This window comes from Sphingomonas paludis (assembly GCF_053502515.1).
The window spans coordinates 1,270,454-1,296,895 of the sequence record NZ_CP187558.1 but is presented as its reverse complement, the minus strand read 5'-3'; the positions used below and the strand labels follow the sequence as shown (position 1 = coordinate 1,296,895).

Below are 26,442 nucleotides of genomic sequence, written 5' to 3'. Positions count from 1 at the left end.
CTATCCCGCCACCGCAGGCGCGATCAGCGCGAATTTCGGAATTTCCGCATCGAATTCGTCGCCGCCGGCCGAGATCATCTGATAACTGCCCTGCATATGCCCGGTCGGCGTCGTCAGCGGACAGCCCGATACATAGTCGAAACTCGCGCCCGGCTCGATCAACGGCTGTTCGCCGACCACGCCCTCACCCTCGACCATGTGCCGCATCCCCCGGCCGTCGGTGATGACCCAGCGGCGCGTCAACAACTGCACCGCATGGTCGTTCTCGTTCTCGATGCGGATATGATAGGCCCAGAACCAGCGGCCGCGATCCGGCTCCGACTGTTCGGGCAGGAAACTGACGGCCACCCGGACGATGACGCCATGCGTCTCGGCGGACTGGCCGAAAAGCGATTTCACAGCCCCACCACCCGCAACGCCTGATCCAGGTCGTCGATCAGGTCGGCCGGATCCTCCAGGCCGACGTTCAGCCGCAACGTCCCTTCGGTAATTCCCATTTCCAGGCGCTTTTCCTCGGCAACGCTGGCATGGGTCGTAGAGGCAGGATGGGTCATCAGCGACCGGGAATCACCGATATTGTTCGAAATGTCGATCAGGGTCAGCGCGTTCAAAAGGCCATGGGCCTGCGCCCGGCCGCCATCCAGCTCCATGCTGAAAATGCATCCGGCCATCGCCATCTGGCTCATGGCCAGCGCGTGCTGCGGGTGGCTTGGCAGGCCGGGATGATTGATCCGGGGCACCCGGCCTTCCAGGAAACGCCCTACCTCCAGCGCATTTTCCGACTGGCGGCGAATGCGCAGGTCCAGCGTCTCCAGCCCCTTCAGCACGACCCAGGCGTTGAACGCGCTCAGCGTCGGCCCGGTATTGCGGGTGAACGGCAACAGCGTGTTCAGGATGAAGTCCTGCGTCCCGCAAACGGCACCCGCCAGCACCCGCCCCTGCCCGTCCATCATCTTGGTGGCGGAATAAGCGGTGACGTCGGCCCCGAAATCCATCGGCCGCTGCAACGCCGGGGTGGCAAAGGCGTTGTCGACCACGCTGGTGATGCCCCGGTCGCGGGCCATCCCGCAAACGGTGCGCAGGTCGACGATGTCCATCGTCGGATTGGCCGGCGTTTCAAAGAAATAGACCTTGGTGTTCGCCCTTGTCGCATCAGCGAATTGCTGCGGATCGCGCGCATCGACGATCGTCGTCTCGATGCCGAACTTCGGGAGCAGCGTGTCGGTCAGCCAGCGGCACGATCCGAACAATGCCCGGCCCGCCACCACATGATCGCCCGACTGCAACTGGCACAACAGCGCCGCCGTCATCGCCGCCATGCCGGTGGCGGTCGCGCGGCACGCCTCGGCCCCTTCCAGCAGGGCGATACGCTGTTCCAGCATCTCGACGGTCGGATTCTGCAACCGGGAATAGGTCATGCCCGACTGTTCGCCGGCGAACCGCGCGGCCGCATCCTCCGCCCGGTCATAGGCATAGCCGGAGGTCAGGAACAGCGCCTCCGACGTTTCCCCGAACTCGGATCGTGCCGTGCCGCCGCGCACCGCCTGGGTGGCGGGGCGCCAATTCTGGGTGATCGATCGGTCCTGGCCTGTGGTGCGCTTCATGGGCGCTGCTTTGCCGGGTGGCGGGGGCCAAGGTCAAGCAAGTTGCGCGTTTCCGGCGGCACGGCGATCCGCTATGGGGCGCGCCGATGACCGCATCGTTCGCCCGCCGCCCGATCGCAACCGCGCTGTTGATCGCGGTTGCCGCTCAGTTGCTGTTTTCGGTTGGGGTGACGTCGCCATCGGGCATCTATTTCGACGAAACGCATTACGTCCCAGCCGCGCGCGCGCTGATCGACCTCAGCCACCGCGCCAATCCCGAACATCCGCTGCTCGGCAAGCTGCTGATCGCGCTGGGCATGACGGTCGCCGGGGACGGGCCGCTCGGCTGGCGGATTGCATCGACCCTGGCCGGAACGGGCACCGTCCTCGGCGTTTACTGGGCACTCTGGCTGATTACCCGCCGGGTCGGCACGGCGGCGCTGGGCGCAGCGCTCACCGCGATGAACGGACTGGTTTTCATCCATGCGCGCATCGGGATGCTTGAGCCGTTCCTGGCCCTGTTCCTGGTGCTGGCGCTGGTGGCCATGGTCCGCATCCGGGATCGCATGACGCCGGCCCGGCTGGCGGCGGCGGGTATGCTCCTGGGGCTGGCCACGGCGGTCAAATGGGCGGCGGCGCCCTATGTCGCGCTGGCCTGTCTGGTGCTGATCGTGCTCGGCTGGCGGCGGGGCGGCCTCCGGCAGGCGCTGGGCGCGCCCTTGCTGACCGGGCTGTGCGCGCTCGGCACCTATTTCCTGACATTCCTGCCCGCCGCCTGGCTCACGAACGAACCGGTGCCGCTTGCGAGCATCGGCTGGTTCCAGTTCGAGATGTTGCGGCTGCAGACGATGAAACTGCCCGCGCACCCCTATCAATCGCAGTGGTGGCAATGGCCCGCGATGCTGCGACCGATCTGGTATTTCTATGAACCCGATCAGGGCGTTCAGCGCGGCGTGCTGCTCATCGGCAACCCGGCGGTGCTGTGGGGCGGGCTGGTCGCGGTTGCCGCCTGTATCCGGCTGGGGCTGCGGCGCGGCGGCGGTTGGATGCTCGCCATGGCATTGCTGTGGGTCTTTTCGCTGGGCGTGTGGATCGTGATCCCCAAATCGCTCGGCTTTTTCTATTATTATCAAATGAGTGCCATCTGGCTGTGCCTGTGCCTAGCCCTGGCGCTCGACCGGGTGGCGGTCCGCTGGCGCTGGGCGGCGCTGGGGCTGGCGGCGGCGCTGTTCGCCTGGTTCTATCCGATCATTGCGGCCCGCCCCCTGCCCGATGCGCAGGCGTTCAGTCGCTGGATGTGGCTGGACAGCTGGCGCTAGGCAGCGGCCCTGCGGCCATATCGGCCCCAGGTGAAGCGCGACGACAGGGCAAAGTTCCACACCGCGCCGACCGCGACACCGGCAAGAGCAGGGATCGCCCATGCCCCCTGCTGCGCATCGTGCAGGAACGCGGCAACGCCGACATTCGCCACTGCGCCCACCGAACAGATCGCGCAGAAACTGACCCACCCGTCGATCAGCGCGCGCGCCCCGCGCAGACGCCGGTCGCGATAGGTCAGCGTGTTATTCAGAAAGAAGTTGAACGTCATCGCCGCCAGCGTCGCACCGATCTGCGCCGCCAGGAATGTTGCCCCCACCCCTTCGAGCAGCGCGAGCAGGACGCCCATATGCACCCCGGCACCCAGTGCGCCGACCCCTGCAAACATGACGAACCGCACCGGCACCCATTTGCCGAACAGCCGGTCGTACAGCGCGATCAGATATTCCAGCGCGACAACGTGATCCAGCTTGCTTTCCCCGGCATCGCGGGTGCGGAACACATAGGGCAGTTCGCGAAAGGCCAGCGGACGGGGGCTGGCGGTCATGATGTCCAGCAGGATCTTGAACCCGATTCCCGACAGGCGCGGCACCAGATCGCGGAGCACCGTGCTGCGGATCATGAAGAACCCGCTCATCGGGTCCGACAGATCGGCCTTCAGAACCCGTCGCGACAGCCGCGTCGCCAGCGCGGACTTGGCCACCCGGTCGCGGTCCCACTCCCCGGTCCCGCCGCCATCGACAAAGCGCGAACCGATGACGAGGTCGATGCCGGGATTATCAAACAGCATCTCGAACATGCGCGGCAACAGCGTTTCGTCATGCTGCAGATCGCCGTCCATCACCGCGACGATCGGGGCTGCGGTCGCGCACATCCCCTCGATGCACGCAGTGGAAAGGCCCCGGCGGCCGATCCGCTGGATCACCCGGACGCGGCTGTCGCGCCGGGCCAGGTCGCGGGCGGCGTCGCTGGTACCGTCCGGGCTGTCGTCGTCGACGAAGATGACTTCCCACCCGCTTTCGCCCAGCACCGCGTCCAGCCGCTCGACAAGGCGCGGGACGTTCGCCGCCTCGTTGAACACGGGCACGACGATGGCAAGGTGCAGGGAATCGGCCATGATCTCAAAGCTGGGCCAGCACTGCGTCCGCCATGGCACGGGTCGAATGCGCGCCGCCCAGGTCGGGCGTCCGCGCGCCGCCGGTTAATGCTGCCCGCACCGCCGCTTCGATCCGGTCGGCCGCATCCGCCATGCCCAGCGAATGGCGCAGCATCATCGCCGCCGACAGGATGGTCGCGCACGGATTGGCCTTGCCCTGCCCCGCAATGTCGGGCGCGGAACCATGGATCGGTTCGTACAACCCCTTGCCCGTCTCGTTCAGCGCCGCGCTGGGCAGCATGCCGATCGATCCCGCGCACATCGACGCCTGATCCGACAGGATGTCGCCGAACAGGTTGCCGGTCAGGATGACGTCGAACTGGCCGGGATCGCGCACCATCTGCATCGCGGCGTTGTCGACATACATATGGCTCAGCGCGACATCCGGGTATTCGGCCGCCACCTCGATCACCACATCGCGCCACAACTGGCTGGTTTCCAGCACATTGGCCTTATCGACCGAACACAACCGACCCTTGCGCCCCTGTGCCGCCTTGAACCCGACATGGGCGATGCGCCGCACCTCATCCTCGGCATAGGCCATCACGTCATAGCCCTGACGCCGCCCGTCGGCGGTGCTCCGCATCCCCTTTTCGCCGAAATAGACGTCGCCGTTCAGCTCGCGGACGATCACCATGTCGATCCGCTCGGCCACCTCGCGCTTCAGGCTCGATGCGTCCTCAAGGCCAGGAAACAACCGCGCCGGGCGCAGATTGGCGAACAGGCCCAGTTCGGCGCGCAGGCCCAGGATCGACTGTTCCGGGCGCAACCGCCGTTCCAGCCCGTCATAGCGGCTGTCGCCCACCGCGCCGAACAGCACCGCATCCGCGCGCTTCGCCAGATCAAGCGTCGCTGGCGGCAGCGGATGGCCCGCCGCCTCATATCCCGCACCGCCGACCGGCGCTTCCTCGAACGTCAGGCCAAGGTCGAGCCGCTGGAGCACTCGCACCGCCTCTGCAGTCACCTCTGGCCCGATACCGTCGCCCGACAGCACTGCGATCAACGTCATCCGGAACCCCCCAACAGCATTGCAACCCGTTCGGGGGCGCTCTAGCCCCGGCTGGCCCGCTCACGCAACCACGCGCTTCATCCGTTCGACCAGCCGCTCGCGCGCCGCCAGCGCATCCTGGCCCCGTCCGGTCATCAGGTCTCGGGCGAGGAAATGGCCGGTCAGCCGCAGGCCGTCGAGCACCGCGTCCCAATCCGCATCGCCCCCGGCGATCAGGAACCGTGGCAGGGGCAGCAAACGCCCCTCCAGCCCGACTGCCGCACCGCGACACACCCCCCCGCCACTCTTCGGGCTGACATGGGTCAGGTCATCGGTCGCCCCGGTGGCAACGCACTGGTTCAGGTCCAGCCCGAACCCCAGTTCGCCCAGCAGCAGCAATTCGTACCGGACGAGCGCCGCCGCCCATCCGCGTGCCGCCGGCGCCGCCTCGATCGCGGTCAACAGCGCGGCCAGCGTGGCATGAACCACCGGATAGGGCAGCCCCTCCGGCAGCGTCGCAGCCGTCAGCGCCGTCACCCAGTCGATCGCGGCGGCGGGCAGCGGTTCGGCATAAAGCGGCGCACGGCTGTGGATCAGCTCGACGGTCAGCCCGGGCAATTGCTCATCGGTGCGAGCCCGCCACTCGCCCGCGATCAGGTTGCCCGGCTGCAGGATCGGCCGCAACCGCCGCGAATGCCCGCCGCGCACATAACCAGCGATCATCCCCGCCTCTTCGGTCAGCGCCCGCGCAATCGCGCCATGCTCACCATGCGCGCGGACGGACAGCAGGATGGCGGGGGCAATCAGATGCATCCTTATCTCCCCTCCCTGAAAGGGAGGGGTCGGGGGTGGGTGGAGGCAGCGGACAAAGCGTCGAGAATGGTGGCGACAACGCCCCCGACATTCTCCAGCACCTCGTGATTCCAGAACCGCAGCACCCGCCAGCCCTGCGCTTCCAGATAGCGGGTGCGGGTCTCGTCTGAGCCCGCTTGTGCCGAATGCTGACCGCCGTCCAGCTCGATGACGAGCTTCACGCTCCGGCAGGCGAAGTCTGCAATGAAATGCCCGATCACCAACTGGCGGGTGAACCGTAGCCGGACCCGCCGCAGCCAGAGCCACAACCGCTTCTCCGCTTCGGTCGGATCGGATCGCATCGCGCGCGCGGCGTGGGTCAGTTCGGGCGAGATGCGCTGCACCCGGCTTGCATAACAGAGGTTGGTCGCGCCATCGACCCACCCCCGGCCCCTCCCTTTCAGGGAGGGGAGCGGGGCTACCGCCGCAGCTTCCTGGCCCAGCCGCTGCCCAGCAGCTGCTTTGCCCGCGCCACGGCGCCGTCGAACGCCCCCAGCCCCGCCATCAGCGCCCGGTTCGCCAGCGTCGGGCGCAGCAGCAACAGGTCGACGCATTCGATCCCACCCGTCGCCATCTGGCGCTTGTGCTGGCCCTCGCCCTCGGTGAAATCGAACTGGCGCAGCGTGCCGTCGGCGAACAGGTCGCGCATCGCCGCCAGGTGCAGCACGCTGCCCGGCGACCAGTCGTTCCATGCCGGATCATGGCCCAGATGCTCGTACCGGACGATGCCGTCGGTCACCGGGCACCACAGATAGGCGATGGGCCGATCGTCTACCGTCAACAGCCAGCCCCACGCATTGCCGTCCGCCGCCAGCGCCAGCATCTCGGCGCGGTACGCCTCGTCCTCCGGCAAAGCGGCGTCCAGCAACCGCTCCTGATAGGTCAGCGCCGCCACCTGCCGTGCAGGCGGAAAGAATGCCGCGACCTCCGCCGGGCTGCGATAGCGCCGCACCTCGATCCGGCCTGCCGCCGCCAGCTTCCTTTCCTTGCGCTTCAGGCTGGATCGCGTGTTGCCCGACAGCCCGGCGAACCAAGCGTCGAACCCGGTCGACAGGTCGGCATGATAGCGGGTGTACCGCTGGCGTTCCTGCATCAACAGGCCACCGGTCCCGGCCAGCAGCGGCGCGACATGGCGTGCGGGCAAGGAAGTGACCAAATACCCCTGCTCGTCGGGACTCAGCGGCGGCAGCACCGGCGCGGCATCGGCCAGCACCTCGTCCAGCCCAAGCGGCACCCGCGACAGGCGGCGATGCACGGTCAGCAGCGTGTGCGCCCCCGCCTGGAAATGCACCGGCCATGGCGGGGCGACGGAGCGCATCGGCACGCCGCTATCGAACAGTTCGGGCTTCATGCCGCCCGCTCCTCGATCCAGTTGGACCAGAGTTGCTCGGCGCGGCGGCGCAGCGTGCGCAGCGCATCCGGCCCCAGCGGCGCATCGGTGCGGTCCAGCGGCCATTCGGGCAGCTCGGCGAAATGCCGGGTGGGCAATGTCTCGCGGCGTTCGGCCAGCATCGAAAGCAATGCCTCGAACCGGCTGACATGCACGCCATTGGCTCGCGTGCCCGCCCGGTTGGCCAGTTCGAAACTGTGCCCGACGATCGTCACCAGCGAATGATCCTGCCGCACCGCATGGTTCAGCGCGGCCCGCATCTCCCCCACCGACAGCGCACAAATCTGGAAATGGCGCAGGCTGTCGGCCGTATCTCGGATTACCGTCACCGGCACCTCGATCACCCCCTGATGCGCGACCGGCGCGAGCCGGTCAGGCAACAGGGTAATGGCGCTGGGCCGGGGCGCGGCGGCGCCGTTATGGCTGCTGTCGTATCGGATGCCGTGCGCGGTTAGCGCCCGGAGGGTCGCGTCATTGGCGGCATAGCTGCCCGATCGGAACGCCACCGGCCGCGGCGCGCCCGCCGCCATCAACAGCTCGATCGCCCGACCGATCAGCTCGGTCTGCGCCGCTTCGTCATAGTCGATCAGGTTGAACAGCGCATGGGCCGCGCCGCCATCGCCGGGCACCGCGTCGGTCCAGCCGGGATGCAGATGCAATTGCACCTCCTGCCCCGCCGCCAGGATCGCCTCGATCACCCGGCGGATCGGATCGGGGCCAAAGGGGATGGCCGGCATCGGATCGACAAAGAAACACGCCTTCAGCCCATACGCGTTCAACCGCGCCAGTTGATGCGCGATCCCCACCCCTGCCGGTTCCAGCGACCGAGCGACGATCGCGGACAGGTCATGCCCCGCCCGATGCTGTCGCCAGGATAGCTCGGTATCAATCGTCAGGAAAACATCGGTTGCCATGCCGCCCGGTTAATCCACGCGGGTAAAGATAGTGCCAATGGCCCGCCGTCGATCCGATCAGGGTTTGATCCCATAGCGGGCATAATCCTCGTCGATTCGCGGCGCCAGCATCCGGGCTGCGGCCAGGTCGGCATCCCCTTCCGCCCGCTTTCCCATCCGCTGCTGGATGATCCCGCGCATGTACAGGCTGGCCGGCATGTCGGGCGACATGTCCAGCGCGGCCTTCAGGTCGGCCAGGGCATCGTCCATCCGGTCCATCCGGAAATAGACCATGGCCCGGCTGTCCAGCGCGGATGCCGGATAATCGCTCAGTTCGATGGACTTGGTGCAGTCCTTGAGCGCGGTATCCAGCGCGACGTTGCGCGTCCCCTTCAACCAGCATCGCCCGTTCAGCATGTCGGCATTGCCGGGCGCCGCCGCCATCGCCTCGTCCATCACGGTCAGTGCCTGGTCGGTGTCGCCCAGATGCGCCAGCACCTCGGCCTTCAGCGACAGGTAACTCGCCTTGTCCTCGCCGCCTTCGGCAATGCGTTCGTCGAGCAGGTCAAGCGCCGCGTCGGTCTGGCCGGTCTTCATCTGCAGCATGGCCAGCGCGCTGACCGCGCTGGACGAACCGGGATCCAGTTCGCGGGCCGCCAGGATGTCCTTCAATGCGCTGGCATCGTCCCGGACCAACTGGTGAACCCGCGCCCGCCACAGCAACAGATCCACGTCGCGCTCGATCGCCATGGCACGATCCAGGTCGGCCAGCGTCGATTTCCAGTCGAGCAGCGTCGCATGGAAATCCGCCCGGTTGGTCAGGGGCAACCGTTCGTCCGGCTTGGCGGCGATGGCGCGGGCATAGGCGGCCAGCGCGGGGGCAAAGGCATTGGCCTTTCGCGCCGCCTGCACCTGCTGCCACTGCGCCGGGGTGCTTGACGGCGCGATCAGCCGCAGCGCCCGGCTCTTGGCCAGGGCCAGCGCCTGCCGGGTTGCGGGAATATCCGCCGCAGCGATCTCGCCGCCGCCCGATCCCACCCGGTCCTCCACCAACAACCATCCGTCCGCACCGATAACCGCGCTGCGCGACAGCGCACGGCCCGCCAGGGTCGGCGGCAGCGTCAGGTCGCCATCCAGCGTAAAGCCGCGGCCGCCATCGGGCAGCTTCACCCGCTGGCGATGGAGCAGATGTTCGGCATCGCCGATCGAAACGGGCAGGTCACGCCACGCCGTGCGCGAACGGTCGGGCGCGAATCGGATCGCGCCCAGCGCTTCGTCCAGCGACAGCGTCCGTCGGTCGCCATCGCGTGTCCAGCCGCCATGCGCCACCCCGGTCATGGCGACGACGGCCGTGCCGTCCTCGTCCGAAAACCGGATGCTGTGATCGGTCATCGTCGCGCCGTCACCCATCAGGGTCTTGTTCAGCGATTCGGCCATCCGCTCCATGCCGTCGGCATTGCCCTGCGCCTGTCCGACGCGGATCTGTTCGACCAACGGGCCGCGCAGCGTCATCTTTGCCGAATAGACGCCCGGCATGTCGATTCCGGCCGACAGGTCATGTTCGATCTCGGCCAGATATTGCGGCCGCGCCGGGGGGCGCTGATCGATCGGGATCAGCCCGCTGCCAGCAGTCCGCAGCGGCAGAGCGTGGCGGAACGGCGGAACGTCCGCGATATCGGCCAGCTGGGCACCGGCGCTGGTCCCGTCCAGCCAATAGCTGGTGCCGTCGATCTGCGCCCGGACGATCACATGGTCGAACGCCGCCGGGATGGGCAGCCGACCCGGCAGCAGATCGCCCAGCTGGCTGTGCACCAGTACCGCTTCCGCCTCGATCCCCAGCTCGCGCAGCATGGCCAGCAGCAACAGCGATTTCGCCTTGCAGTCGCCGTAGCGCAATTCCCACGTTTCGGCTGGCGCCTGCGGCCGATAATTGCCGCCGTTCATGCCGTTGAACAGGTAACTGACCTTGTCCTGCACGGCGATCAGCGCCAGCGCCGCGCGCTTCAGCGGGTCGCGCTCTGCTCCCCGGATGCGGGCCACTTCGTCGGCCAGCGCACTGCCGGGCGTGATCAGGCCGTCGGTCGCATACAGCGCCGCCATCGTCTGCGACACGCTCTGCCAATCGGTAAAGCTGGTGGCTTCCAGGATGGGCAGCTTGCGGAACCGCACCGGGGTATCCTCCGGCAGGTCCGCCGGTTTGGGCAATGTGCCGATCTGCTCCAGCTCGTTCCAACCGTCACTGGTCCGCACGGTCGCGTCGAACCCGTCGGCATAGCTTTTCCAGCGGATCGGCTGACCTTCCGGCCACATCATCCTGCTGCGCGCATAACCGACCTTCAATGGAAGCGTGGGCAGGCTCATCGCGCCCTGCACCCCGTTGTTCAGCGCCGTGTCCTTGCTGGTTATGGAAAAGCTCAGGCGCAGGACATCGCCGACCCTCAACCCCTGGACGGCCAATGTCGCCGTCAGCACCCCGTCGACCCAGCGCTGCTCCAGCCGCTGTTCCCGGCGCAGGACTTCGAACTTCTGGCCCGCTTTCACCACGTCGATGGTGTCGCCGCCGCGCAGGATCTCGACCGAATGGATGATCAGGTCGCCGCTGTCCGGGCTCCAGCCGAGTTGCAGATTGCCGATATCGCCCAGCATCTGGGCGGTCGCCGCCCGCGTGGCGATGGCGGTGTAATTCCACACTTCATTGCCGTTCAACCGGACCTGGATATCGCGCAGCTGCAACACCGGATCGGCGTCGGTCAGCGTCTTCGCATCGATTGCCGGGGCTGGTTTCACCCATTGCGGTGCCGATTCGTACCGGATCGTCTCCCCGGCCATCGCCCCGGCCGGCGACAGGACGATCGCCACCAGCACCAACATCCACCGCATCCAGATCATGCCGAAACCCACCCCAACCGGCGCAGCCAAGCCTGTCGGCGCGCGATGCGATCAGCGTATCCCCTTGTTCAGGCGGGGGGCAAGCGGCAAAGCGTTCAATTCGGGTGGTAAAAATCGTAAACCTGCTGTGCGACGGCGGCACTCACACCAGGCGCACGCTTCAGGTCGTCCAGGCTGGCCGATCGCACCGCCTTGGCCGTGCCGAAATGCATCAGCAGTGCTTTCTTCCGCGCCGGGCCGATGCCGGGCACCTCGTCCAGCGGCGACGCGCCGATCGCCTTGGCCCGTTTCTCCCGATGCGCACCGATGGCAAAGCGGTGCACCTCGTCGCGCAGCCGCTGGAGGTAGAACAGCACCGGCGCGTTGACCGGCAACTGAAACTCGCGCCCGTCCATCAGGTGGAAGACCTCGCGTCCGTCGCGCCCGTGATGCGGGCCCTTGGCGATGCCGACCACCGGCACATCCTCAATACCGAGTTCCTCCAACACCTGCATGGCGACGCCCAGCTGCCCCTTGCCGCCATCGACCAGCACCAGGTCGGGCCATTCGCCGCGCTCGCGGTCCGGGTCTTCCTCCTGCGCACGCGCGAAACGCCGGGTCAGCACTTCGCGCATCATGGCAAAGTCATCGCCCCCCACCGTCTCCTTCCGCTTGATGTTGAACTTGCGATAGCCGCCCTTGCGAAACCCCTCTGGCCCGGCGACGATCATCGCGCCCAGCGCGTTCGTCCCCTGGATATGGCTGTTGTCATAGACCTCGATCCGCTCTGGCGGGCCGGGCAGGTCGAACAACTCGGCCACCTCGCGCAGCAGCTTCGCCTGGGTCGTGCTCTCCGCCAGTCGCCGGTCGAGCGCCTCTGCCGCATTGCGCTGCGCCTGTTCCATCAGGCGGCGGCGAGCGCCTCGCTGGGGCACGCTGATCGCCACCTTGTGCCCGGCGCGCTCGCACAGCGCTTCGCTCAGCAATTCCGCCTCCGCCAGGTCGCGGTCCAGGAACACGTTCCGCGCCGGCGGCACTTCCTCATAGAATTGCATCAGGAACGCCGCCAGCACCTCATCCTCCGGGACATCGGCGACATGCGTGGGATAGAAGCTGCGATGCCCCCAGTTCTGCCCGCCCCGGATGAAGAACGCCTCGATCCCGATCACGCCCGACTTTGCGGCCAGCGCGAACACGTCCGCATCGCCCACGCCGTCCGCGTTGATCGCCTGCGTCCCCTGGATGAAGGTCAGCGCCTTCAACCGGTCGCGCAGCACGGCGGCCAGCTCGAAATCCATCGCCTCGGCCGCCGCCGTCATCTGCTGGCCCAGCTTGGCCTGAACCTGGGTCGACTTGCCCGTGAGGAACGCCTTTGAATCCGCGACCAGCTCGGCATAGTCCGCCTTGCCGATGCGCCCCACGCACGGCGCCGAACAGCGGCGGATTTGATAGAGCAGACATGGCCGGTCCCGCGTCTTGAAGAAACTGTCGGTGCACGACCGCAGCAGGAACAGTTTTTGGAGGGCATTCAGCGTCTTGCGCACCTGTCCCGCGCCCGCAAACGGCCCGAAATAATCCCCCTTCGCCCGCCGTGCCCCGCGATGCAGCTGGATGCGGGCAAAGTCGTGATCCTGCCGGATCAGGATGAAGGGGAAGCTTTTGTCGTCGCGCAGCAGGACGTTGTAGGGCGGGCGATAGCGCTTGATCAGCTGCGCCTCCAGCAGAAGCGCCTCCGCCTCGCTGCCCGTCGTCACGATAGTCATGCCGCGCGTCTGCGCGACCATGCGCTGCAACCGTTTCGACAGGCGGCTGACCTGGGTATAGTTCGACACCCGGTGCTTCAGCGCCCGCGCCTTCCCGACATACAGCACGTCGCCGCGCGCATCCGTCATCCGGTACACGCCGGGCCGCGTCGGCAGCGTTTTCAGCACATTGCGGATCGCCGCCACGCCCGCATCCAGGTCGGGCTGTTCCGCGCCGCGCACTGCATAGGCGGCCTTGTCTTCGTTGAACCGGTCGGGGCTGTTGGGGGTCGACATGGTCCGGCTGGATTTAGGGACGCGGCAATGGAAACGCCAGCCATGGCTTGACGCTTCCCCGCCGCTGCATCAGCCTTTCGGGCGATGCTGTTCGCCCTTGCCCTGCTCGCCCAGACCGTGCCGCCCGCGGCACCCCTTGCACCCGATTGCAGCCACGACCGCGAGGCGCTGCTCGCCCTGCCACAACAGGCGTTCGATCAGGACATGGACGGCGGCTGGCGGGCGCTGGCCAATCGCGGCTGCGATGCACAGGCGGCGGACCTCATCCGCGACTGGCGCACCCGGCACGGCGTCAACGACTCGATCCTGATATGGCACGAAGGGCAGTCGCGCGCCTATGCCGGCCAAACCGATGCCGCGATCGCCCTGTTCGATCAATCCCGCAAACCGGCGGATGAAGACGCGCCGTTCGGCTGGAACCATTATGTCGACGGCAGCATCGCGTTCCTGCGCCGCGACCGGCCCGCGCTGGAACGGGCGCGGGCACAGCTGGCGATGCTGCCCCAACCGGACTGGTTCAAACCCGTCGGCCCCGACGGCAAGCCCCAGCCGGTGATCTGGCCGATGAACCTGCACGTGCTCGACGGCTTTCTGGCCTGTTGGGATCAGCCCTATGCCCGGGCCTATGGCTGCGGCACCCTGAGGCGTGCGCAGCCCGGCTGACCCCCAATCGGCTTACTTGATCGCGGCCAGATCCTTTTCGGCGGCGGTCATCATGTCGTTCGTGATCTGACCCTGCGCCATCGGCTGCAGCTGCTTCAGGCTCATCTGCTTGAACTGGTCGTACATCGGGTGACTCAGCATTTCGGGGAAATGCTTGTCCAGAACCGCCTTGGCGGCCGGATTGGCGGCCAGGGCCTCGACCGGCGTGTCCAAGGTCAGCGCGGCAGCGGGTGCCTGCGCGGCGTCATGCCCGGCATGGGCGGAATGATCCTGCACCGGCATCATGCCGACCAGGCCGGCCAGAACGACTTCAATCATGTCCAATCCTCTCGCAATGTCGCCATGGCCTAGCCCAGCGTATTGCGCGCATCAATCACCTTCGATGCCGGGCATGATCCAAACGAGGAAGCCCCGCCCGGCTGCATGCCGGACGGGGCTTTGTCGTTCGGTCTCCCGCACCCGCCGATCGGCGGTGGCGCGGCAATAATCAGTTCAGGCGCGACAGGCCCGCAATGGTGCGATCGACCAGCGCCTTGTCCGCGTCGGCGGAATGATGTCCGGCGATGATCGTCCCTGCGGCGCGGGTTGCGGCCGTTGCGGCGGTCGCCCGTACATCGGCCAGCGCCTGGCGCTCGGCAGCGGCGATCTTGTCCTCGGCCATGCGGGCGCGGCGGACGATCAGCGCGTCGGCATCGGTCTGTGCCTTGGCCACCAGCGCTTCGGCCTCGGCCCGTGCGCCATCGACCATCGCCTTGGTCTCCGCCTCGACATTGGCGATCCGGCGCGCATAATCGTCACGCAGCCGCTCCGCCTCGTCGCGCAGGGCCTTTGCCTCGTCGAGCCGAGCGCGGATCCCCGCGATCTGCCGGTCCAGCATCCCGCCGATCAGCGCGGGCACCTTCTTGACCAGCAGGATCAGGATGAACACCGCCATGGCCAGGCTGACCCAGCCCGTCGGGTCCAGGAACAGCGCGGTCGGATCGGCATGATGCTCGGCCGGGCCGCCATGAGCTTCAGTCGTGGCGGTCACGCCATGGGTCGCTTCAGCCATTCAGGGCCTCCTTCACCGCCGCACGGGCGGCTTCGTCGGATACCGAAACACCCGACAGGCGGGCAACGATATCGCGTGCCGCATCGGCGGCGACGCCCTCGATCTCGGCGACCGCCGCATCGCGCGACGCGGCGATCCGGACCTCAGCCCCCGCGATCTTCGCTTCGGCATCGGCATTTGCGCTGGCCAGCGCCGCTTCGGTCGAACGGGCCGAAGCCGCCTTCGCCTCGGCGATCAGCTTCTGCGCCGCCTCGCGCGCCGCATTTTCCTTGGCACGCCAGCTTGCCTCGGTCGCATCGGCCTGAACCCGCGCGCTTTCCGCCGCCGCCAGATCGGCAGCGATGGCGGCATCGCGCGCATCCATGGTCCGGGTCACCTTGGGCACCAGCCCGCGGCCGACCAGCACATAGGCGAGGCCAAAGATCAGGACGATCCACAGCACCTGCGACAGCAGATAGCCAAGGTCACCCAATTGCGCGATTTGAGGCATTCAGCGTTTCCCGTGTTCCACGGGCCGGAACAGCTCCGGCCCGGCAATCCATCGTCGCAAGCGGTGTTACGCGACGAAGATCAGCAGAACCGCGACGACGAACGCGAGCAGGCCCAGAAGTTCGGCGGCGGCGAAGCCGATGAACATGTTGCCCTGCTGGCTGGCAGCGGCCGACGGGTTGCGCAGCGCGCCTTCGAGGAACGCGGCAAACACATTGCCCACGCCCAGCGCCGCCAGACCGGCACCAATGGCGGCCAGACCGGCACCCAGCAGCTTGATCGCATCAGCTTCCATTTGAATTCACTCCTTCGGGATAATCAGGTTATTTGACGAAAAACGGCTCAGTGATGCTCGTGCAGATGCTCGGCATCGTTGATGTAGAGGCTGGTCAGCAGCGCAAAGACATAAGCCTGAACGCCCGCCACCAGCAGTTCCAGCGCGGACACGCCGACCATCAGCAGGAAGCTGGGAATGCCCACCGCCGCACCCAGGCCAGCACCCGCATTCACCGAATTGACGATGAAATAGGCCAGCACCTTCAGCAGGATGTGGCCCGCCGTCATGGCGACGAACAGCCGCAGCGCCAGGCTGAACGGCCGCACCAGGAACGAGATCATCTCGATCGGCACGACCAGCAGCAGCACCGGCACCGGCGTCCCGTGCGGCACGAACAGCTTGAAGAACTTCAGCCCGTGCTTGCCGAACCCGACGGCCAGCACGATCGCAAAGCTGACGATGGCGAACACGCCCGTCACCGTGAAATGGCTGGTGAAGGTGAACGGATGCACGCCGATCAGGCCCAGCGGCAAAAGGCCGAGCACGTTGGCGAACAGGATGAACATGAACAGGGTAAAGACGTACGGCACGTACTTCTTGCCCGCCGGGCCGATATTGGCGCTCAGCAGGTTGCCGATGAAGCCGGTAAAGCCCTCGACCATCATCTGCCAGCGGCCGGGCACCAGCTGCCCCTTGGCGCCGCCGATCACGAATGCCCACAGCGCGACCAGCGCGATCAGCATCCACAACGCACTGTTGGTGAACGAGACCGCGGCGTCGCCGACCGTGAACAACGGGTCGCCGATCGTCTGCACCTCGAACTGGTGCATCGGGTCGATCTTGCCTGCTTCTTCAGCCACTGCCCCAGCCATTCCTTAGTAAACGCCGTTCCAGTCAAAGAACCCACTTAAAACACGACGCCCGAAATCATTTCGAGCGCCGGTTCGCAATCCGGATGATGTTCCTGAAGGCGCCAGCCACCCCAAGGGCAAGCATCGCCAGCAGGAGCCAGGGCGAGGTTTCGAACCACAGGTCGAGCACATACCCGACCACGGCTCCTCCGACCATTCCCCCGATCAGCTCGGCCAGCACGCGGTTCCCCATCCGGGTATCCGCCTTGCCCGTATCGGGCTGTGCTTCGCCGCGCCGCACCGCTTCCTCGACCTGCGCCCGCTTGAGCCGCGCTTCCAGCGACTCCAGTTGCGCATCCTGGCCAAGGGGGTCCAGTCCGGGCCGCTGTTCCGTCATCCGCGTCGCTCCCCTGCCCGGTTGCGGGGCGGAAGGACGCCGATGACGGGCGTCGGCCCGCCAAGGCAGGGGCCGTTTAGGAAGGGGAAACCCCTGAGTCAACAGATAGGATTTAGCGCCGGCAAACTGGCGGGAACGCGCCGCCCGGAAATGGACGGCGCGCCCTGCATACCTATGCGGTCTGCGTCAGATGCACTTGGGGTCGCGGATCGGCGCACCGCTGCCGCGCGTCTGCCAAGCGCCCGCCGGGTCCATGTACTTCTCGCCAGCCGACGTGCGCGCGATCAGGTTGCAACCCGCGACGAAGCCGCGCTGCTCCACCGTGCCGCCCTCGGCCTGGGCCTGGTCGGTATAGGCTTTCTTGCGCTTGAGGTTGATGTCGGCCGCCATGTCGCGGATCGCATCGGACTGGTTGCCGACAACGCCCAGATAGCCGTCGGGCCGCTCGCCCACCTGGCCCGCAGAGCGCGCGGCGGCATAGGCCGGGTCACGGGCCTGGGCCAGCGCCATGCCGCCCGCACCCAGCAGGGCCAGCGACAGCAGCGCCGTCGTAAAGGTTCGTCCACGATTGCTCATCATCATTCCCATCAGAAGATATCCGCATTTTCCTCGATCAGCCGCTTGGCATCGCCGTCAAAGCGATAAACCACTTCCTGCGTGATCTTGATGTTCAGGTTGATCTCGATCGGCTTGTCCGGCGCATTGACGGTGACGCATCCGCACAGCGTCATTCCGGCAGCCACCGCGCCCATCGCCCACCCTGTGCGAACCTTCGCCTCCCTGTCCGTGTTGCCGGGCGACACCGCGCCGCCCCGGTTCATTGCGTTCATGGCATGGTCTCGCTTTCGCTGGGCTGAATAACCGGTCGGGATGGCGCTGGCGAGGGCGTTTTGGCTGGCGGCACCGGCGTGTCCGGTCGTGCCCGTTCCTCCTGCTCAGCCTGTTCGCGCAACAGCGCCGGCAATTGCCGCTGCACCAGGCGCGCCGGATCGTACACCGACTGCACTGAATCGATCAGCTGCAGGAACGGCGCCTCGATCCGCACATTGAACACCAGCGGCAACCGGGCCAGGCGGCGGATCAGGAAATTGCTCTTCGTCCCCTCCCCTTGCGCGATGCCGGCAAAGCGGATCTGGGTGATCATCTCGCCTGCCAGCGGCCCGTTCAGTCCCAGTTCCAGCTCGCGGTAGCGCAGCGACCGCAGCGCCTGGAACGCGAAATCCCCCCATGCACCCAGATCCTCTTCGGTCAACTCCCCGACATAGGCGACGGTACCGCCGCCCTCGCGCACCGACAGGCGGCCGTCCACCACCCGCGCCCCGCTGGCGTCGAACACCACCGGGATCGTCCCGTCGAACGTCCCCGTCGCGTTCAGATTATCGAAATCGAACTGCTGCAGGAACTGGCCGGCATCGATGCCGCTGGCCTCGAACACCATCCGTTTCGGGGCCTCGCTGGCGAAATCCAGCACGGTGGGGGCGAGCGTAAGGACACCGCCCGCCAGCGGCCAGCGGCCACCCTCGATCGCCACCTTCTGTCCGGCCAGCAGCCGGTACCGCACCATGCCGTCGGTCACCGCAAAGCCGGGATTGACCTCCGCCAGGCGCACTTCCTGCCGGTCGGCGCTTTCCAGGGCCAGCAGATCGGTAAAGCGGATTTCCCCGGACAGCCCCCGCACCGGTCCGAACGCCGCGGCCAGGTCGGTATCGTCGGTGCGAAACACGCCGCCGCTCGTCACGCCGTCGGCGGTCCACTCGATCGTGCCCCGACCGCTGACCACGCCGTCAACCTCGGCCACGACGCCCAGCGCCAGCCGGGTCAGGTCGGCGGGCTGCACGCCCTTCGGATCGAACCGGATGCCCGGCACGTCGATCACGGCATCGCCGACCGTGCGGTTCAGGTCGTGCCGGATCGTCACCTGCGCCAGCGTCGCGCCACCCTCTGGCAGGGTCAGCGCACCTGCGGCCTCGATCCGGTTGTCCACCAGGGTCAGGCGGACGTCGTTGCTGACCAGCGGATTGAATCTCGGCGAGCGCGGTGGCTGCCCCGGCTCGACCGCGTTCACATCGTCGCTGACGTCCAGTCGCCCGGTCAGCGACAGTGCGGCATCGGCAAAGCGCCAATCCCCCGCCCCGCCGGACAGCACCAGCGGGACATTGGCGATGCCCCCCGCCAGCCCCTCGAACCGACCGGCCATGGCGGCACCGTCAATGGCTCCGTCCAGCCGGGCGACGGTCAGGCGGTTGGGCCGGTCTGGCTGGCCAAGCACGACCCTGCCGTCATTCAGCGCAAAGCGGCGACTGCCAAGGTCGATTTGCGCCGCTGCCGCCTCGATCATCAGCGGCGCACTGCCCAATCGTCCGTTCAGGGTCAGCGGACCCGTGGTCATGCCGCCCGAAACCCGGTTGCCCGCCATCCGCACCATCGCGCCGCCCGCCGGACACAGCGTCAAGCGCGTCGCGCCCAGGTCGAGGCTCGATACGGCCAATCGCCGGAACGACAGCGGCGCACAGGCGCGATTGACGGTCAGCGCGCCCCCCGCCAGTGCCGCATCGATCGGCAGGCGCACGCTATCCACCCGGCCATCGCCCAGCGGCCCGCTCAGCACCGCGTCGGCCTGAACCCGCATGTTCGGCCCGTTCATTCGAAACCGCACGTCATTCAGCGCCAGACTGGCTGTCCCGGCGCGATAGGGCGCCAGCAGCGCGCTGCCCGTCACCGGCCCGCCGGGCGCCGCTTGGGTCAGCCGGACGACGCCGTCGGGCAATCCGCCCCCGCCCATCGCCAACTGACCGTTCAGCGTAAAGCCGCCGCCAGGCCAGGCCAGCCGGGCGCCCGCTCCGTCGTTGAGGGCGATCCGCGCACCGCTGTTCGAGGAAAGCGCCAGCCGCTGCACCACCAGTTCCCCGCCATCCGCCGCCGATCGCGCGGTCAGGTCGGCCCGTACCGACACGCCCTTCGCCATCCCTGCCAGCGCACCGGCCAGCCGGTCGACCAACGGCCCCACCGGCGTTCCCGCGCCGCTGCCGTTCAGGCTGGCCAATTGCTGCCGCAGCGCCGCGTCGGGTTTTGCACCATCTAGGCTCAGCTGCGCCCTCAACCGATTGTCGCCGCCAACCCTGTAATCGCCAGTGATCCGGCCCTTCGCCGCGGTGGCCCCCCGCACCCTGATCCCGCTGCCGCTCAGGTCGACCGAACCCGTCGTCGCGCGCGGTCCGCCATCGAACCGGACCGTCCCCGCCATTCGGCCCAGCCGGGCATCGGCGCCCGACAGGTCGCTGGCGTTCAATTCGGCGATGCCCTGCCACCGGTCCAGCCGCTCGTTCAGCGCAAGGTCCACCACCGCCGCTGCTCGCCCGATGCTGCCACCGGCACAGCGCCCCGCGCCGATCCGCACTGATCCGGTCAGTCGGGGCTGGCGGTCGGTGATCCGCAACGATCCATAGAAGCTGGCCCTGTCCGCCTGGCATCCCGCCATGGCCAGTCGAGGCGCGACGAGGCCGAGCATCCCCGAAAAGCCGTCATCCAACCGCCCGCTGCCGCTCAGCTTGACCCCAATTTGCCCCTGTTCGGTGTCGATCCGCGCCCGGCCGTCGGCCACGGCAACCGCAATCTCCGGCAGGGCGAACGGCCTGCCCGACGGGGGCGGCATCAACCGGTCGAGCGCCCCCAGGCGCAACTGGCCGCCCTCGACTCGACCCCGCATCCGAACCCGCCCCGCCCGCACCGCCACCACCTCCGGCGTGCCAAAGCCCAGGCTCAGGTCCAGTTCGGCCCAGTCGGCGGTCAGGTCCGGGTTGGCCGGATCCCCCAGCACCAGGTCGGTGATCCGCTGCGTGCGAAACCCGATATCCTCGATCCGGTACCGGGCCGGCACTCCGCGCGAAACCAGGGCGTCGCGGATGAACCCGTCGGCAATCGGCCGCCGCTGCGACCAGATCAGCGCCGATGCCGCAAACAGCATCAGGATGACGATACCGCCAAATCGGGCAGTCCGTCGCAATCGCCGTCGCCGCATCGGCGATGCCGGGGCCGGTTTATCGTTCAGGACGGGCTGGCCCGGTGGTTCGCTCACGACGCGCACAACGTCCCGACTGCCGGGACCGTTGCACCGCATGCCGGGTCAATCAGCAAAGGACAAGGTTCCGGGGTCATGCGCTCCGTTCGTTAGCACGGCTTGCCGCTCTGGCCACCTGTCGCTACGCCCTTGGGCATGAACCGCCCCGTAACCGACCGGACCGGCCACCGCGAACGCGTGCGCAATCGGTTGCTGGCATCGGACGGCGACGGCCTGGCCGATCACGAACTGATCGAATATCTGCTGGCCACCGCCCAGCCCCGCGTCGATACCAAGGATACGGCCAAGCGGCTGATCGAACGGTTCGGCAGTCTGCCCGATCTGCTGGCTGCCGACGTGCAATCCATCCTGAAAGTCGATGGCGCTGGCGAAGCGACCGCCGCTGCGATCAAGATCGTGCGCGCCGTCATGACCCGTACCCTGAAGGCGCAGGTGATGGACCGCCCCGTCCTGTCCAACTGGCAGGCGCTGCTCGACTATCTGCGCGTGCGGATGGCGCACGATGCCGTAGAACAGGTCCGGGTCCTGCACCTCAACACCCGCAACATCCTGATCGCCGACGATGCGATGAGCCGGGGCACGATCGACGAGGCGCCGGTCCATCTTCGAGAGGTGATCCGCCGCGCCATCGATTTCGGATCGGCGGCCATCATCCTCGTCCACAATCACCCATCCGGCGATCCGACGCCCAGCAAGGCGGACATCGACCTGACCCGCGCCATCGCGGCGGCGGGCAAACCGCTCAACATCGCCGTTCACGATCACCTGATCATGGGTCGCAACGGCCATGTCAGCCTACGCGCCCAAGGGATGATCTGACCGCCGCACTCGCAAAAAAACGGGGCCGGACCCTGCGGCCCGACCCCGTTCCCGTAGAACATGACGATATCGTCAGATCTTGTCGCCCAGTGCGCCCTTGACGCTGCCAGCGACATCCTGGCCCGTGCCCTTGAGCTGCTGGGCCTTGCCCTCGGCTTCCAGTTCCGGGTTGTTCGTCGCCTTGCCCGCGGCTTCCTTGACGTTGCCGGCGATCTTGTTGCCAGCGGCTGCCAGCTTGTCGGTCAGTTCACCCATCTGATGTCTCCTTCGGGTTGAAGTTGACGGTAAAACGTCACGACTGAAATCGGGTTCCGGCGGGTGTTCCCGTCCATGCTGGTTTCACCGGCAAGGGCGGGAGCTTTGGCCGAAATCAGGCCGACTGCGACAGGAAACTGGTCAGCTCTTCCTTGGTCACCGCGCTCGACTTGTCGGCATCGGCTGCGGCAAATGCCTGGCCCATCCATCCCTGCATTTCGGTCGAGGCCATGTCGGCGCCCGGCTCGCTTGCCTTGCGCAACGCGCCCAGCCAGCCGGCGAACTCGTCCTGGCTCAATTCGCCGTTGCCGTCGGTGTCATATTTGGCCCAGTCGGCTTCGACGACCTGAGCGACCTGAGCCTCGGTGGTGGCGGGCTGGCCCTGTGCCGGGGCTGTGTCCGTACCCTGCATCGGCGCCGTGCCTTCCTGCGTCGGGGCCGCCGGGGTCTGCATATCCTGGGCGATGGCGGGGGTGGCAATCAGGGCCGCTCCGGCCAGCATCATGGTCTTCAGCATGGTGTTGCTCCTTTGCGAAACAGTGAATCTCTGCGGCCGGACCGACGAACTATGGGGCGATTTCTGGCCCGGCCGCTGCGGCCTGAACCGCTGCAACATCAATCCCGCACGACGGATAAAGCTGCGAATTGCCCGCTCGGGCCGCCTTTGCTAGGGGCCGCCTCGCCCGGATTCCGGTATCCAGGCACGACGAGCCGCATTTTCGCCACATTCCGAACCCGCCAGTTCGCCCGAAAAAGGACATCCGATGGTCCCCCGCTATGCCCGCCCCGACATGACAGCCATCTGGACGCCGGAGGCGCGCTACGCGATCTGGTTCGAGATTGAGGCGCACGCGACCCAGGCACTGGCCGATCTCGGCGTCGTCCCGCAATCGGCGCCCAAGGCGCTATGGGACTGGTGGGCGACCAAACCGACGATCGATGTCGACGCCATCGATGCGATCGAGGCGGTGACCAAGCACGACGTCATCGCCTTCCTCACCTGGGTTGCCGAACAGGTGGGCGACGAAGCCCGCTTCATGCATCAGGGGATGACCAGCTCCGACGTGCTCGATACGACGCTGGCGGTCCAGCTTGCCCGCGCCGCCGACCTGCTGATCGCCGACCTCGACGCGCTGCTCGCCGCGATCAAGCGCCGGGCGATGGAGCACAAGCTCACCCCCACCATCGGCCGCAGCCATGGCATCCATGCCGAGCCCGTCACCTTCGGCCTGAAACTGGCCCAGGCCTATGCCGAGTTCGACCGCAACCGCGCCCGCCTTGCCGCCGCCCGGGCGGATATCGCCACCTGCGCGATTTCGGGCGCGGTCGGCACCTTCGCCAATATCGACCCGCAGGTGGAAGCCTATGTCGCCGACAAGCTGGGCCTCGCCATCGAACCCGTCTCGACCCAGGTGATCCCGCGCGACCGGCACGCGATGTTCTTTGCAACGCTCGGCGTCATCGCCAGCTCGATCGAACGGCTGGCGACCGAGGTTCGGCATCTGCAGCGCACCGAGGTGCTGGAGGCGGAGGAGTATTTCTCGCCCGGGCAAAAGGGCTCGTCGGCCATGCCGCACAAGCGCAACCCGGTGCTGACCGAAAACCTCACCGGCCTGGCCCGCATGGTGCGCGGCTATGTCACCCCGGCGCTCGAAAACGTCGCGCTGTGGCACGAACGCGACATCAGCCATTCGTCGGTCGAACGCTATATCGGCCCCGACGCCACCATCACGCTGGATTTCGCGCTGGGCCGGATGACGGGCGTGATCGACAAGCTGGTCGTCTATCCCGAACGGATGGAGAAGAACCTCAACCGCATGGGCGGCCTTGTCCATTCGCAGCGCGTGCTGCTGGCGCTGACGCAAGCCGGGCTCAGCCGCGAGGACAGCTATCGCCTGGTTCAGCGCAACGCGATGAAGGTGTGGGAATCGGACGGCGCCCTGTCGCTGATGGACCTGCTGAAGGCCGATCCGGAAGTATCGGCGGCCTTGAGCGTTCCGGAAATCGAGGCGCGATTCGACCTCGACTATCACCTTGCGCATGTCGACACGATCTTCACCCGCGTCTTCGGCGCGGAGTAGCGGGCAAGAGCTCGCCGCTGCGCAACGATACGAACGCCCATCCTAACGCGCTGGTAACCACGGATCGTTACAGCGGGCGTCATGACGGGTCTGCTCAACAGCGATGAATGGGCCGGGGGTGGAAAGGCGCCGTCCCCGCAGCCGGTTGCCCCGGCGCGTCCGGCCTTTGGTCGTGCGCCCAGCCTGCATCTGCGTGCCCGCCCCGCCTCGCGCGAGGAGGAACTGGCGCGCGCACACGAGATCACCCTGCTGGCGCGCGAAACGCTGGCCCATGCCTTTGCCTGCGCGCGCGGTGGCCAGCCCGTCGATACCGGCGCGCTGATGCCGATCGTCAATGCGATTTCCGCATCGCTCGCCCGCAATCCAACCGCGTTGCCCGGGCTTCTCCGACTCCGCGATGCCAGCGAATCGGCCTATTTCCATGCCATCGGCACCAGCAGCTTGATGATCGGCATGGCGCGCGAATTGCGGATGGACGCGGGCCAGGTCGCCGAATACGGGCTGGCCGGCCTGCTGCTCGATATCGGGATGACCGCGCTGCCGCCGGAAATCCTGAACAAGCAGGCGCCGCTGACCGAGGCGGAACAGGATCACGTCAAACGGCATTGCGAACTGGGCTGCAAGCTGCTGGCCGAAACCGGCACAGTCTCCGATTTCGTGCTCGATATCTGCCTACACCATCATGAACGGCTGGACGGGTCGGGCTATCCCTATGGTCTGACGGGGGATGCGATCAGCCAGGGCGCGCGCATCGCCGCGATCTGCGACAGTTTCGACGCGGGCACCGCGCCCCGTCCCTATGCGGAACCGCTGACGGGCGCTGAACTGATCGATCAACTCCGCGCCAGCCCGCTGGAATATGACCGGTCGCTGGTCGCCGCCCTGGTGCGGATGCTGGGCGCGTTCCTGCCCGGGGCGCTCGTGCGGCTCAGCAGCGACCGTCTGGCGGTGATCGTGCCGGGCGGCGACGATCCGCTAAACCCCCCGGTCATCGCCTTTCACCACGGCGCATCCAACCGGCCGATCGAATGGCTGCGCATCGATACCCGAGACGACCCGGTGGTCGGGATCGAACGCCCCGACCGCTGGTCGATCGCCGACTGGCCGAAACTGCGCCGGGTCCTGATGCACTGGGGCGACGAAATGCCGCGCGGCTGGGCCTGAACCCGGCCCAGCCGATCACCCGCCGACGGCGCGCTTCAAAAGGTCGAAAAAGCCGCTCGATTCCGGGCATTCCTCACCCGTCTCCAGCGCGCGGAACTCCTCCAGCAACTCACGCTGGCGTGCCGACAGCTTGGTCGGAGTCTCGACCTGCAGATGAACGACCAGGTCGCCGCGACCGCGCCCCTGCAGCACCGGCATCCCGGCACCGCGCTGGCGCACTTCCTTGCCCGACTGGGTGCCCTGCGGGACCTTCACGCTGATCGTCTCGCCGTCCAGGCCGGGCAGCTCGATCTCGCCGCCCAGCGCCGCTGTGGTAAAACTGATCGGCGCGCGCGCGTGCAGCGTCGTGCCCTCGCGGGCAAAGATCGCGTGTCGCTTGATGTGCAGAAAGATGTAGAGGTCGCCCGGCGGACCGCCGCGCGCGCCCGCCTCGCCCTCGCCGCTCAGCCGGATGCGCGTGCCCTCGTCCACGCCGGGGGGGACGTTGACCTGCAGCGTCTTGGTCTGGTCCACGCGCCCCTCGCCCCGGCAATCGGGGCAGGGATCGGCGATCACCTGGCCCTGGCCGTGACAGGCGGGGCACGTCCGTTCGACAACGAAGAATCCCTGTTGCGCGCGCACCTTGCCGGCACCGCCGCAGGTCCCGCACGCCTTGACCGCGGTGCCGGGCTTGGCACCCGAGCCGGAACAGCGCGAACAGGTGCCAGACACGTCGACGGTGATCTCCGCCTGGCGGCCGTGGAACGCCTCTTCCAACGTGATTTCCATGTCATAACGCAGGTCAGCGCCGCGCCGGGGCGAATTGCGCCCGCCGCCGCCGCGCCCACCGCCCATGAATTCGCCGAACACGCTTTCGAAAATGTCGCTGAACCCGCTGAAATCCTGCGGTCCACCCCCGCCACCCTGCTGGAAAGCGGCATGGCCATATCGGTCATAGGCGGCGCGCTTCTGCGGGTCCTTCAGCACCTCATAGGCCTCGGAAATCGCCTTGAACTTGGCTTCCGATTCCTTGCATCCCCCGGTCTTGTCCGGGTGATACTTCATGGCGAGCCTGCGATAGGCGGCCTTGATCGTCTTGTCGTCGGCCCCGCGCTCGCATTCGAGCAGCTCGTAATAATCGATCTGGGTGGTCATACAGCCCCGGCTCCGTCAGCCCCACCGTCGCCCCCGTGAAGGCGGGGACCCAACTCCGAAGCGCCGCACTGAACGGGACGGTTCGGAGATGGATCCC

The 26,442-nt window shown here is 67.2% G+C and carries 27 protein-coding genes; 5 read left to right on the top strand and 22 right to left on the bottom strand.

Going from position 1 to position 26,442, the window contains the following annotated elements; genetic code table 11:
• A complete protein-coding gene (gene apaG / locus ACPVPU_RS06300; RefSeq protein ID WP_448660116.1) occupies positions 1-399 on the bottom strand; it encodes a Co2+/Mg2+ efflux protein ApaG in 399 nt (132 codons plus the stop codon).
• The gene (locus ACPVPU_RS06295; RefSeq protein ID WP_448660115.1) at positions 396-1,604 is read right to left on the bottom strand and encodes a trans-sulfuration enzyme family protein; all 1,209 of its coding nucleotides are present in this window, start codon (positions 1,602-1,604) and stop codon (positions 396-398) included. The genes apaG and ACPVPU_RS06295 overlap by 4 nt, the downstream gene beginning before the upstream one ends.
• 86 nt (positions 1,605-1,690) lie before the next feature.
• On the opposite strand from ACPVPU_RS06295, the gene ACPVPU_RS06290 reads away from it, so the two are divergent.
• On the top strand, positions 1,691-2,902 hold the full coding sequence (locus ACPVPU_RS06290; RefSeq protein ID WP_448660114.1) for a phospholipid carrier-dependent glycosyltransferase: 1,212 nt from the start codon (positions 1,691-1,693) through the stop codon (positions 2,900-2,902).
• Here the strand turns inward: ACPVPU_RS06290 and ACPVPU_RS06285 are convergent.
• The 8 genes from ACPVPU_RS06285 to uvrC all read right to left on the bottom strand — a co-directional run bounded on the left by ACPVPU_RS06285 (position 2,899) and on the right by uvrC (position 13,086).
• Complete coding sequence (locus ACPVPU_RS06285; protein ID WP_448660113.1) at positions 2,899-4,017, bottom strand: glycosyltransferase family 2 protein; 1,119 nt, start codon at positions 4,015-4,017, stop codon at positions 2,899-2,901. The genes ACPVPU_RS06290 and ACPVPU_RS06285 overlap by 4 nt on opposite strands.
• Positions 4,018-4,021: 4 nt before the next feature.
• Positions 4,022-5,065: a 3-isopropylmalate dehydrogenase gene (gene leuB, locus ACPVPU_RS06280; RefSeq protein WP_448660112.1), complete on the bottom strand. Its 1,044-nt coding sequence runs from the start codon at positions 5,063-5,065 to the stop codon at positions 4,022-4,024.
• A gap of 60 nt (positions 5,066-5,125) precedes the next feature.
• On the bottom strand, positions 5,126-5,857 hold the full coding sequence (gene recO, locus ACPVPU_RS06275; RefSeq protein WP_448660111.1) for a DNA repair protein RecO: 732 nt from the start codon (positions 5,855-5,857) through the stop codon (positions 5,126-5,128).
• A 2-nt stretch (positions 5,858-5,859) separates the two neighbouring features.
• Positions 5,860-6,240, bottom strand: coding sequence for an endonuclease domain-containing protein (locus ACPVPU_RS06270; RefSeq protein WP_448660110.1), 381 nt, complete (start codon positions 6,238-6,240; stop codon positions 5,860-5,862).
• 74 nt (positions 6,241-6,314) lie between these two features.
• A complete protein-coding gene (locus ACPVPU_RS06265; RefSeq protein ID WP_448660109.1) occupies positions 6,315-7,247 on the bottom strand; it encodes a GNAT family N-acetyltransferase in 933 nt (310 codons plus the stop codon).
• The gene (locus tag ACPVPU_RS06260) at positions 7,244-8,200 is read right to left on the bottom strand and encodes a polysaccharide deacetylase (RefSeq protein WP_448660108.1); all 957 of its coding nucleotides are present in this window, start codon (positions 8,198-8,200) and stop codon (positions 7,244-7,246) included. The genes ACPVPU_RS06265 and ACPVPU_RS06260 overlap by 4 nt, the downstream gene beginning before the upstream one ends.
• 57 nt (positions 8,201-8,257) lie before the next feature.
• Entirely contained in the window at positions 8,258-11,098 is a 2,841-nt protein-coding gene (locus ACPVPU_RS06255; protein ID WP_448660107.1) for a DUF3857 domain-containing protein, read from the bottom strand.
• A 65-nt stretch (positions 11,099-11,163) separates the two neighbouring features.
• On the bottom strand, positions 11,164-13,086 hold the full coding sequence (gene uvrC, locus ACPVPU_RS06250) for an excinuclease ABC subunit UvrC (RefSeq protein WP_448660106.1): 1,923 nt from the start codon (positions 13,084-13,086) through the stop codon (positions 11,164-11,166).
• A gap of 84 nt (positions 13,087-13,170) precedes the next feature.
• Between uvrC and ACPVPU_RS06245 the strand changes: the two genes are divergently transcribed.
• Positions 13,171-13,749 (top strand): hypothetical protein, encoded by a 579-nt coding sequence (locus ACPVPU_RS06245; protein WP_448660105.1) that lies wholly within the window; start codon positions 13,171-13,173, stop codon positions 13,747-13,749.
• A gap of 12 nt (positions 13,750-13,761) precedes the next feature.
• Here ACPVPU_RS06245 and ACPVPU_RS06240 read toward each other — a convergent pair whose 3' ends face one another.
• From ACPVPU_RS06240 to ACPVPU_RS06200, 9 genes are all read right to left on the bottom strand, one after another.
• Positions 13,762-14,067: a hypothetical protein gene (locus tag ACPVPU_RS06240; protein WP_448660104.1), complete on the bottom strand. Its 306-nt coding sequence runs from the start codon at positions 14,065-14,067 to the stop codon at positions 13,762-13,764.
• A gap of 169 nt (positions 14,068-14,236) precedes the next feature.
• Entirely contained in the window at positions 14,237-14,800 is a 564-nt protein-coding gene (locus ACPVPU_RS06235; RefSeq protein WP_448660103.1) for a F0F1 ATP synthase subunit B family protein, read from the bottom strand.
• Complete coding sequence (locus ACPVPU_RS06230; RefSeq protein WP_448660102.1) at positions 14,793-15,290, bottom strand: F0F1 ATP synthase subunit B family protein; 498 nt, start codon at positions 15,288-15,290, stop codon at positions 14,793-14,795. The genes ACPVPU_RS06235 and ACPVPU_RS06230 overlap by 8 nt, the downstream gene beginning before the upstream one ends.
• 66 nt (positions 15,291-15,356) lie before the next feature.
• Positions 15,357-15,584 (bottom strand): F0F1 ATP synthase subunit C, encoded by a 228-nt coding sequence (locus tag ACPVPU_RS06225; protein WP_448660101.1) that lies wholly within the window; start codon positions 15,582-15,584, stop codon positions 15,357-15,359.
• A 47-nt stretch (positions 15,585-15,631) separates the two neighbouring features.
• Positions 15,632-16,396: a F0F1 ATP synthase subunit A gene (locus ACPVPU_RS06220; RefSeq protein WP_448660433.1), complete on the bottom strand. Its 765-nt coding sequence runs from the start codon at positions 16,394-16,396 to the stop codon at positions 15,632-15,634.
• A gap of 97 nt (positions 16,397-16,493) precedes the next feature.
• Positions 16,494-16,814 (bottom strand): AtpZ/AtpI family protein, encoded by a 321-nt coding sequence (locus tag ACPVPU_RS06215; protein ID WP_448660100.1) that lies wholly within the window; start codon positions 16,812-16,814, stop codon positions 16,494-16,496.
• 186 nt (positions 16,815-17,000) lie between these two features.
• Entirely contained in the window at positions 17,001-17,396 is a 396-nt protein-coding gene (locus tag ACPVPU_RS06210) for a YdbL family protein (RefSeq protein ID WP_448660099.1), read from the bottom strand.
• Between the two features lie 5 nt (positions 17,397-17,401).
• Positions 17,402-17,644, bottom strand: a complete 243-nt coding sequence (locus ACPVPU_RS06205) for a YnbE family lipoprotein (protein WP_448660098.1) — start codon at positions 17,642-17,644, stop codon at positions 17,402-17,404.
• Positions 17,641-20,889: an intermembrane phospholipid transport protein YdbH family protein gene (locus ACPVPU_RS06200; protein WP_448660097.1), complete on the bottom strand. Its 3,249-nt coding sequence runs from the start codon at positions 20,887-20,889 to the stop codon at positions 17,641-17,643. Before ACPVPU_RS06200 ends, ACPVPU_RS06205 begins: the two co-directional genes overlap by 4 nt.
• A 138-nt stretch (positions 20,890-21,027) precedes the next feature.
• Between ACPVPU_RS06200 and radC the strand changes: the two genes are divergently transcribed.
• Complete coding sequence (gene radC / locus ACPVPU_RS06195; protein WP_448660096.1) at positions 21,028-21,711, top strand: RadC family protein; 684 nt, start codon at positions 21,028-21,030, stop codon at positions 21,709-21,711.
• A 72-nt stretch (positions 21,712-21,783) separates the two neighbouring features.
• On the opposite strand, the gene ACPVPU_RS06190 is transcribed toward radC, so the two are convergent.
• Together ACPVPU_RS06190 and ACPVPU_RS06185 are read right to left on the bottom strand one after the other, a co-directional pair.
• A complete protein-coding gene (locus tag ACPVPU_RS06190) occupies positions 21,784-21,966 on the bottom strand; it encodes a CsbD family protein (RefSeq protein ID WP_448660095.1) in 183 nt (60 codons plus the stop codon).
• 115 nt (positions 21,967-22,081) lie between these two features.
• The gene (locus ACPVPU_RS06185; RefSeq protein ID WP_448660094.1) at positions 22,082-22,483 is read right to left on the bottom strand and encodes a calcium-binding protein; all 402 of its coding nucleotides are present in this window, start codon (positions 22,481-22,483) and stop codon (positions 22,082-22,084) included.
• A gap of 247 nt (positions 22,484-22,730) precedes the next feature.
• Between ACPVPU_RS06185 and purB the strand changes: the two genes are divergently transcribed.
• Together purB and ACPVPU_RS06175 are read left to right on the top strand one after the other, a co-directional pair.
• The gene (gene purB / locus ACPVPU_RS06180; RefSeq protein ID WP_448660093.1) at positions 22,731-24,047 is read left to right on the top strand and encodes an adenylosuccinate lyase; all 1,317 of its coding nucleotides are present in this window, start codon (positions 22,731-22,733) and stop codon (positions 24,045-24,047) included.
• 81 nt (positions 24,048-24,128) lie between these two features.
• A complete protein-coding gene (locus tag ACPVPU_RS06175; protein ID WP_448660092.1) occupies positions 24,129-25,211 on the top strand; it encodes an HD-GYP domain-containing protein in 1,083 nt (360 codons plus the stop codon).
• A 15-nt stretch (positions 25,212-25,226) separates the two neighbouring features.
• On the opposite strand, the gene dnaJ is transcribed toward ACPVPU_RS06175, so the two are convergent.
• Positions 25,227-26,345, bottom strand: a complete 1,119-nt coding sequence (gene dnaJ, locus ACPVPU_RS06170; protein ID WP_448660091.1) for a molecular chaperone DnaJ — start codon at positions 26,343-26,345, stop codon at positions 25,227-25,229.
• Positions 26,346-26,442 lie beyond the last annotated feature (97 nt).

What these genes read in the sequence shown, in the direction of transcription:
- ACPVPU_RS06295 (WP_448660115.1), bottom strand. Translation starts at nt 1,604, where the DNA reads ATGAAGCGCACCACAGGCCAGGACCGATCGATCACCCAGAATTGGCGC.
- ACPVPU_RS06290 (WP_448660114.1), top strand. Translation starts at nt 1,691, where the DNA reads ATGACCGCATCGTTCGCCCGCCGCCCGATCGCAACCGCGCTGTTGATC.
- ACPVPU_RS06285 (WP_448660113.1), bottom strand. Translation starts at nt 4,017, where the DNA reads ATGGCCGATTCCCTGCACCTTGCCATCGTCGTGCCCGTGTTCAACGAG.
- leuB (WP_448660112.1), bottom strand. Translation starts at nt 5,065, where the DNA reads ATGACGTTGATCGCAGTGCTGTCGGGCGACGGTATCGGGCCAGAGGTG.
- recO (WP_448660111.1), bottom strand. Translation starts at nt 5,857, where the DNA reads ATGCATCTGATTGCCCCCGCCATCCTGCTGTCCGTCCGCGCGCATGGT.
- ACPVPU_RS06265 (WP_448660109.1), bottom strand. Translation starts at nt 7,247, where the DNA reads ATGAAGCCCGAACTGTTCGATAGCGGCGTGCCGATGCGCTCCGTCGCC.
- ACPVPU_RS06260 (WP_448660108.1), bottom strand. Translation starts at nt 8,200, where the DNA reads ATGGCAACCGATGTTTTCCTGACGATTGATACCGAGCTATCCTGGCGA.
- uvrC (WP_448660106.1), bottom strand. Translation starts at nt 13,086, where the DNA reads ATGTCGACCCCCAACAGCCCCGACCGGTTCAACGAAGACAAGGCCGCC.
- ACPVPU_RS06245 (WP_448660105.1), top strand. Translation starts at nt 13,171, where the DNA reads ATGCTGTTCGCCCTTGCCCTGCTCGCCCAGACCGTGCCGCCCGCGGCA.
- ACPVPU_RS06240 (WP_448660104.1), bottom strand. Translation starts at nt 14,067, where the DNA reads ATGATTGAAGTCGTTCTGGCCGGCCTGGTCGGCATGATGCCGGTGCAG.
- ACPVPU_RS06235 (WP_448660103.1), bottom strand. Translation starts at nt 14,800, where the DNA reads ATGGCTGAAGCGACCCATGGCGTGACCGCCACGACTGAAGCTCATGGC.
- ACPVPU_RS06230 (WP_448660102.1), bottom strand. Translation starts at nt 15,290, where the DNA reads ATGCCTCAAATCGCGCAATTGGGTGACCTTGGCTATCTGCTGTCGCAG.
- ACPVPU_RS06225 (WP_448660101.1), bottom strand. Translation starts at nt 15,584, where the DNA reads ATGGAAGCTGATGCGATCAAGCTGCTGGGTGCCGGTCTGGCCGCCATT.
- ACPVPU_RS06220 (WP_448660433.1), bottom strand. Translation starts at nt 16,396, where the DNA reads ATGCACCAGTTCGAGGTGCAGACGATCGGCGACCCGTTGTTCACGGTC.
- ACPVPU_RS06215 (WP_448660100.1), bottom strand. Translation starts at nt 16,814, where the DNA reads ATGACGGAACAGCGGCCCGGACTGGACCCCCTTGGCCAGGATGCGCAA.
- ACPVPU_RS06210 (WP_448660099.1), bottom strand. Translation starts at nt 17,396, where the DNA reads ATGATGATGAGCAATCGTGGACGAACCTTTACGACGGCGCTGCTGTCG.
- ACPVPU_RS06205 (WP_448660098.1), bottom strand. Translation starts at nt 17,644, where the DNA reads ATGAACGCAATGAACCGGGGCGGCGCGGTGTCGCCCGGCAACACGGAC.
- radC (WP_448660096.1), top strand. Translation starts at nt 21,028, where the DNA reads ATGAACCGCCCCGTAACCGACCGGACCGGCCACCGCGAACGCGTGCGC.
- ACPVPU_RS06190 (WP_448660095.1), bottom strand. Translation starts at nt 21,966, where the DNA reads ATGGGTGAACTGACCGACAAGCTGGCAGCCGCTGGCAACAAGATCGCC.
- ACPVPU_RS06185 (WP_448660094.1), bottom strand. Translation starts at nt 22,483, where the DNA reads ATGCTGAAGACCATGATGCTGGCCGGAGCGGCCCTGATTGCCACCCCC.
- purB (WP_448660093.1), top strand. Translation starts at nt 22,731, where the DNA reads ATGGTCCCCCGCTATGCCCGCCCCGACATGACAGCCATCTGGACGCCG.
- ACPVPU_RS06175 (WP_448660092.1), top strand. Translation starts at nt 24,129, where the DNA reads ATGACGGGTCTGCTCAACAGCGATGAATGGGCCGGGGGTGGAAAGGCG.
- dnaJ (WP_448660091.1), bottom strand. Translation starts at nt 26,345, where the DNA reads ATGACCACCCAGATCGATTATTACGAGCTGCTCGAATGCGAGCGCGGG.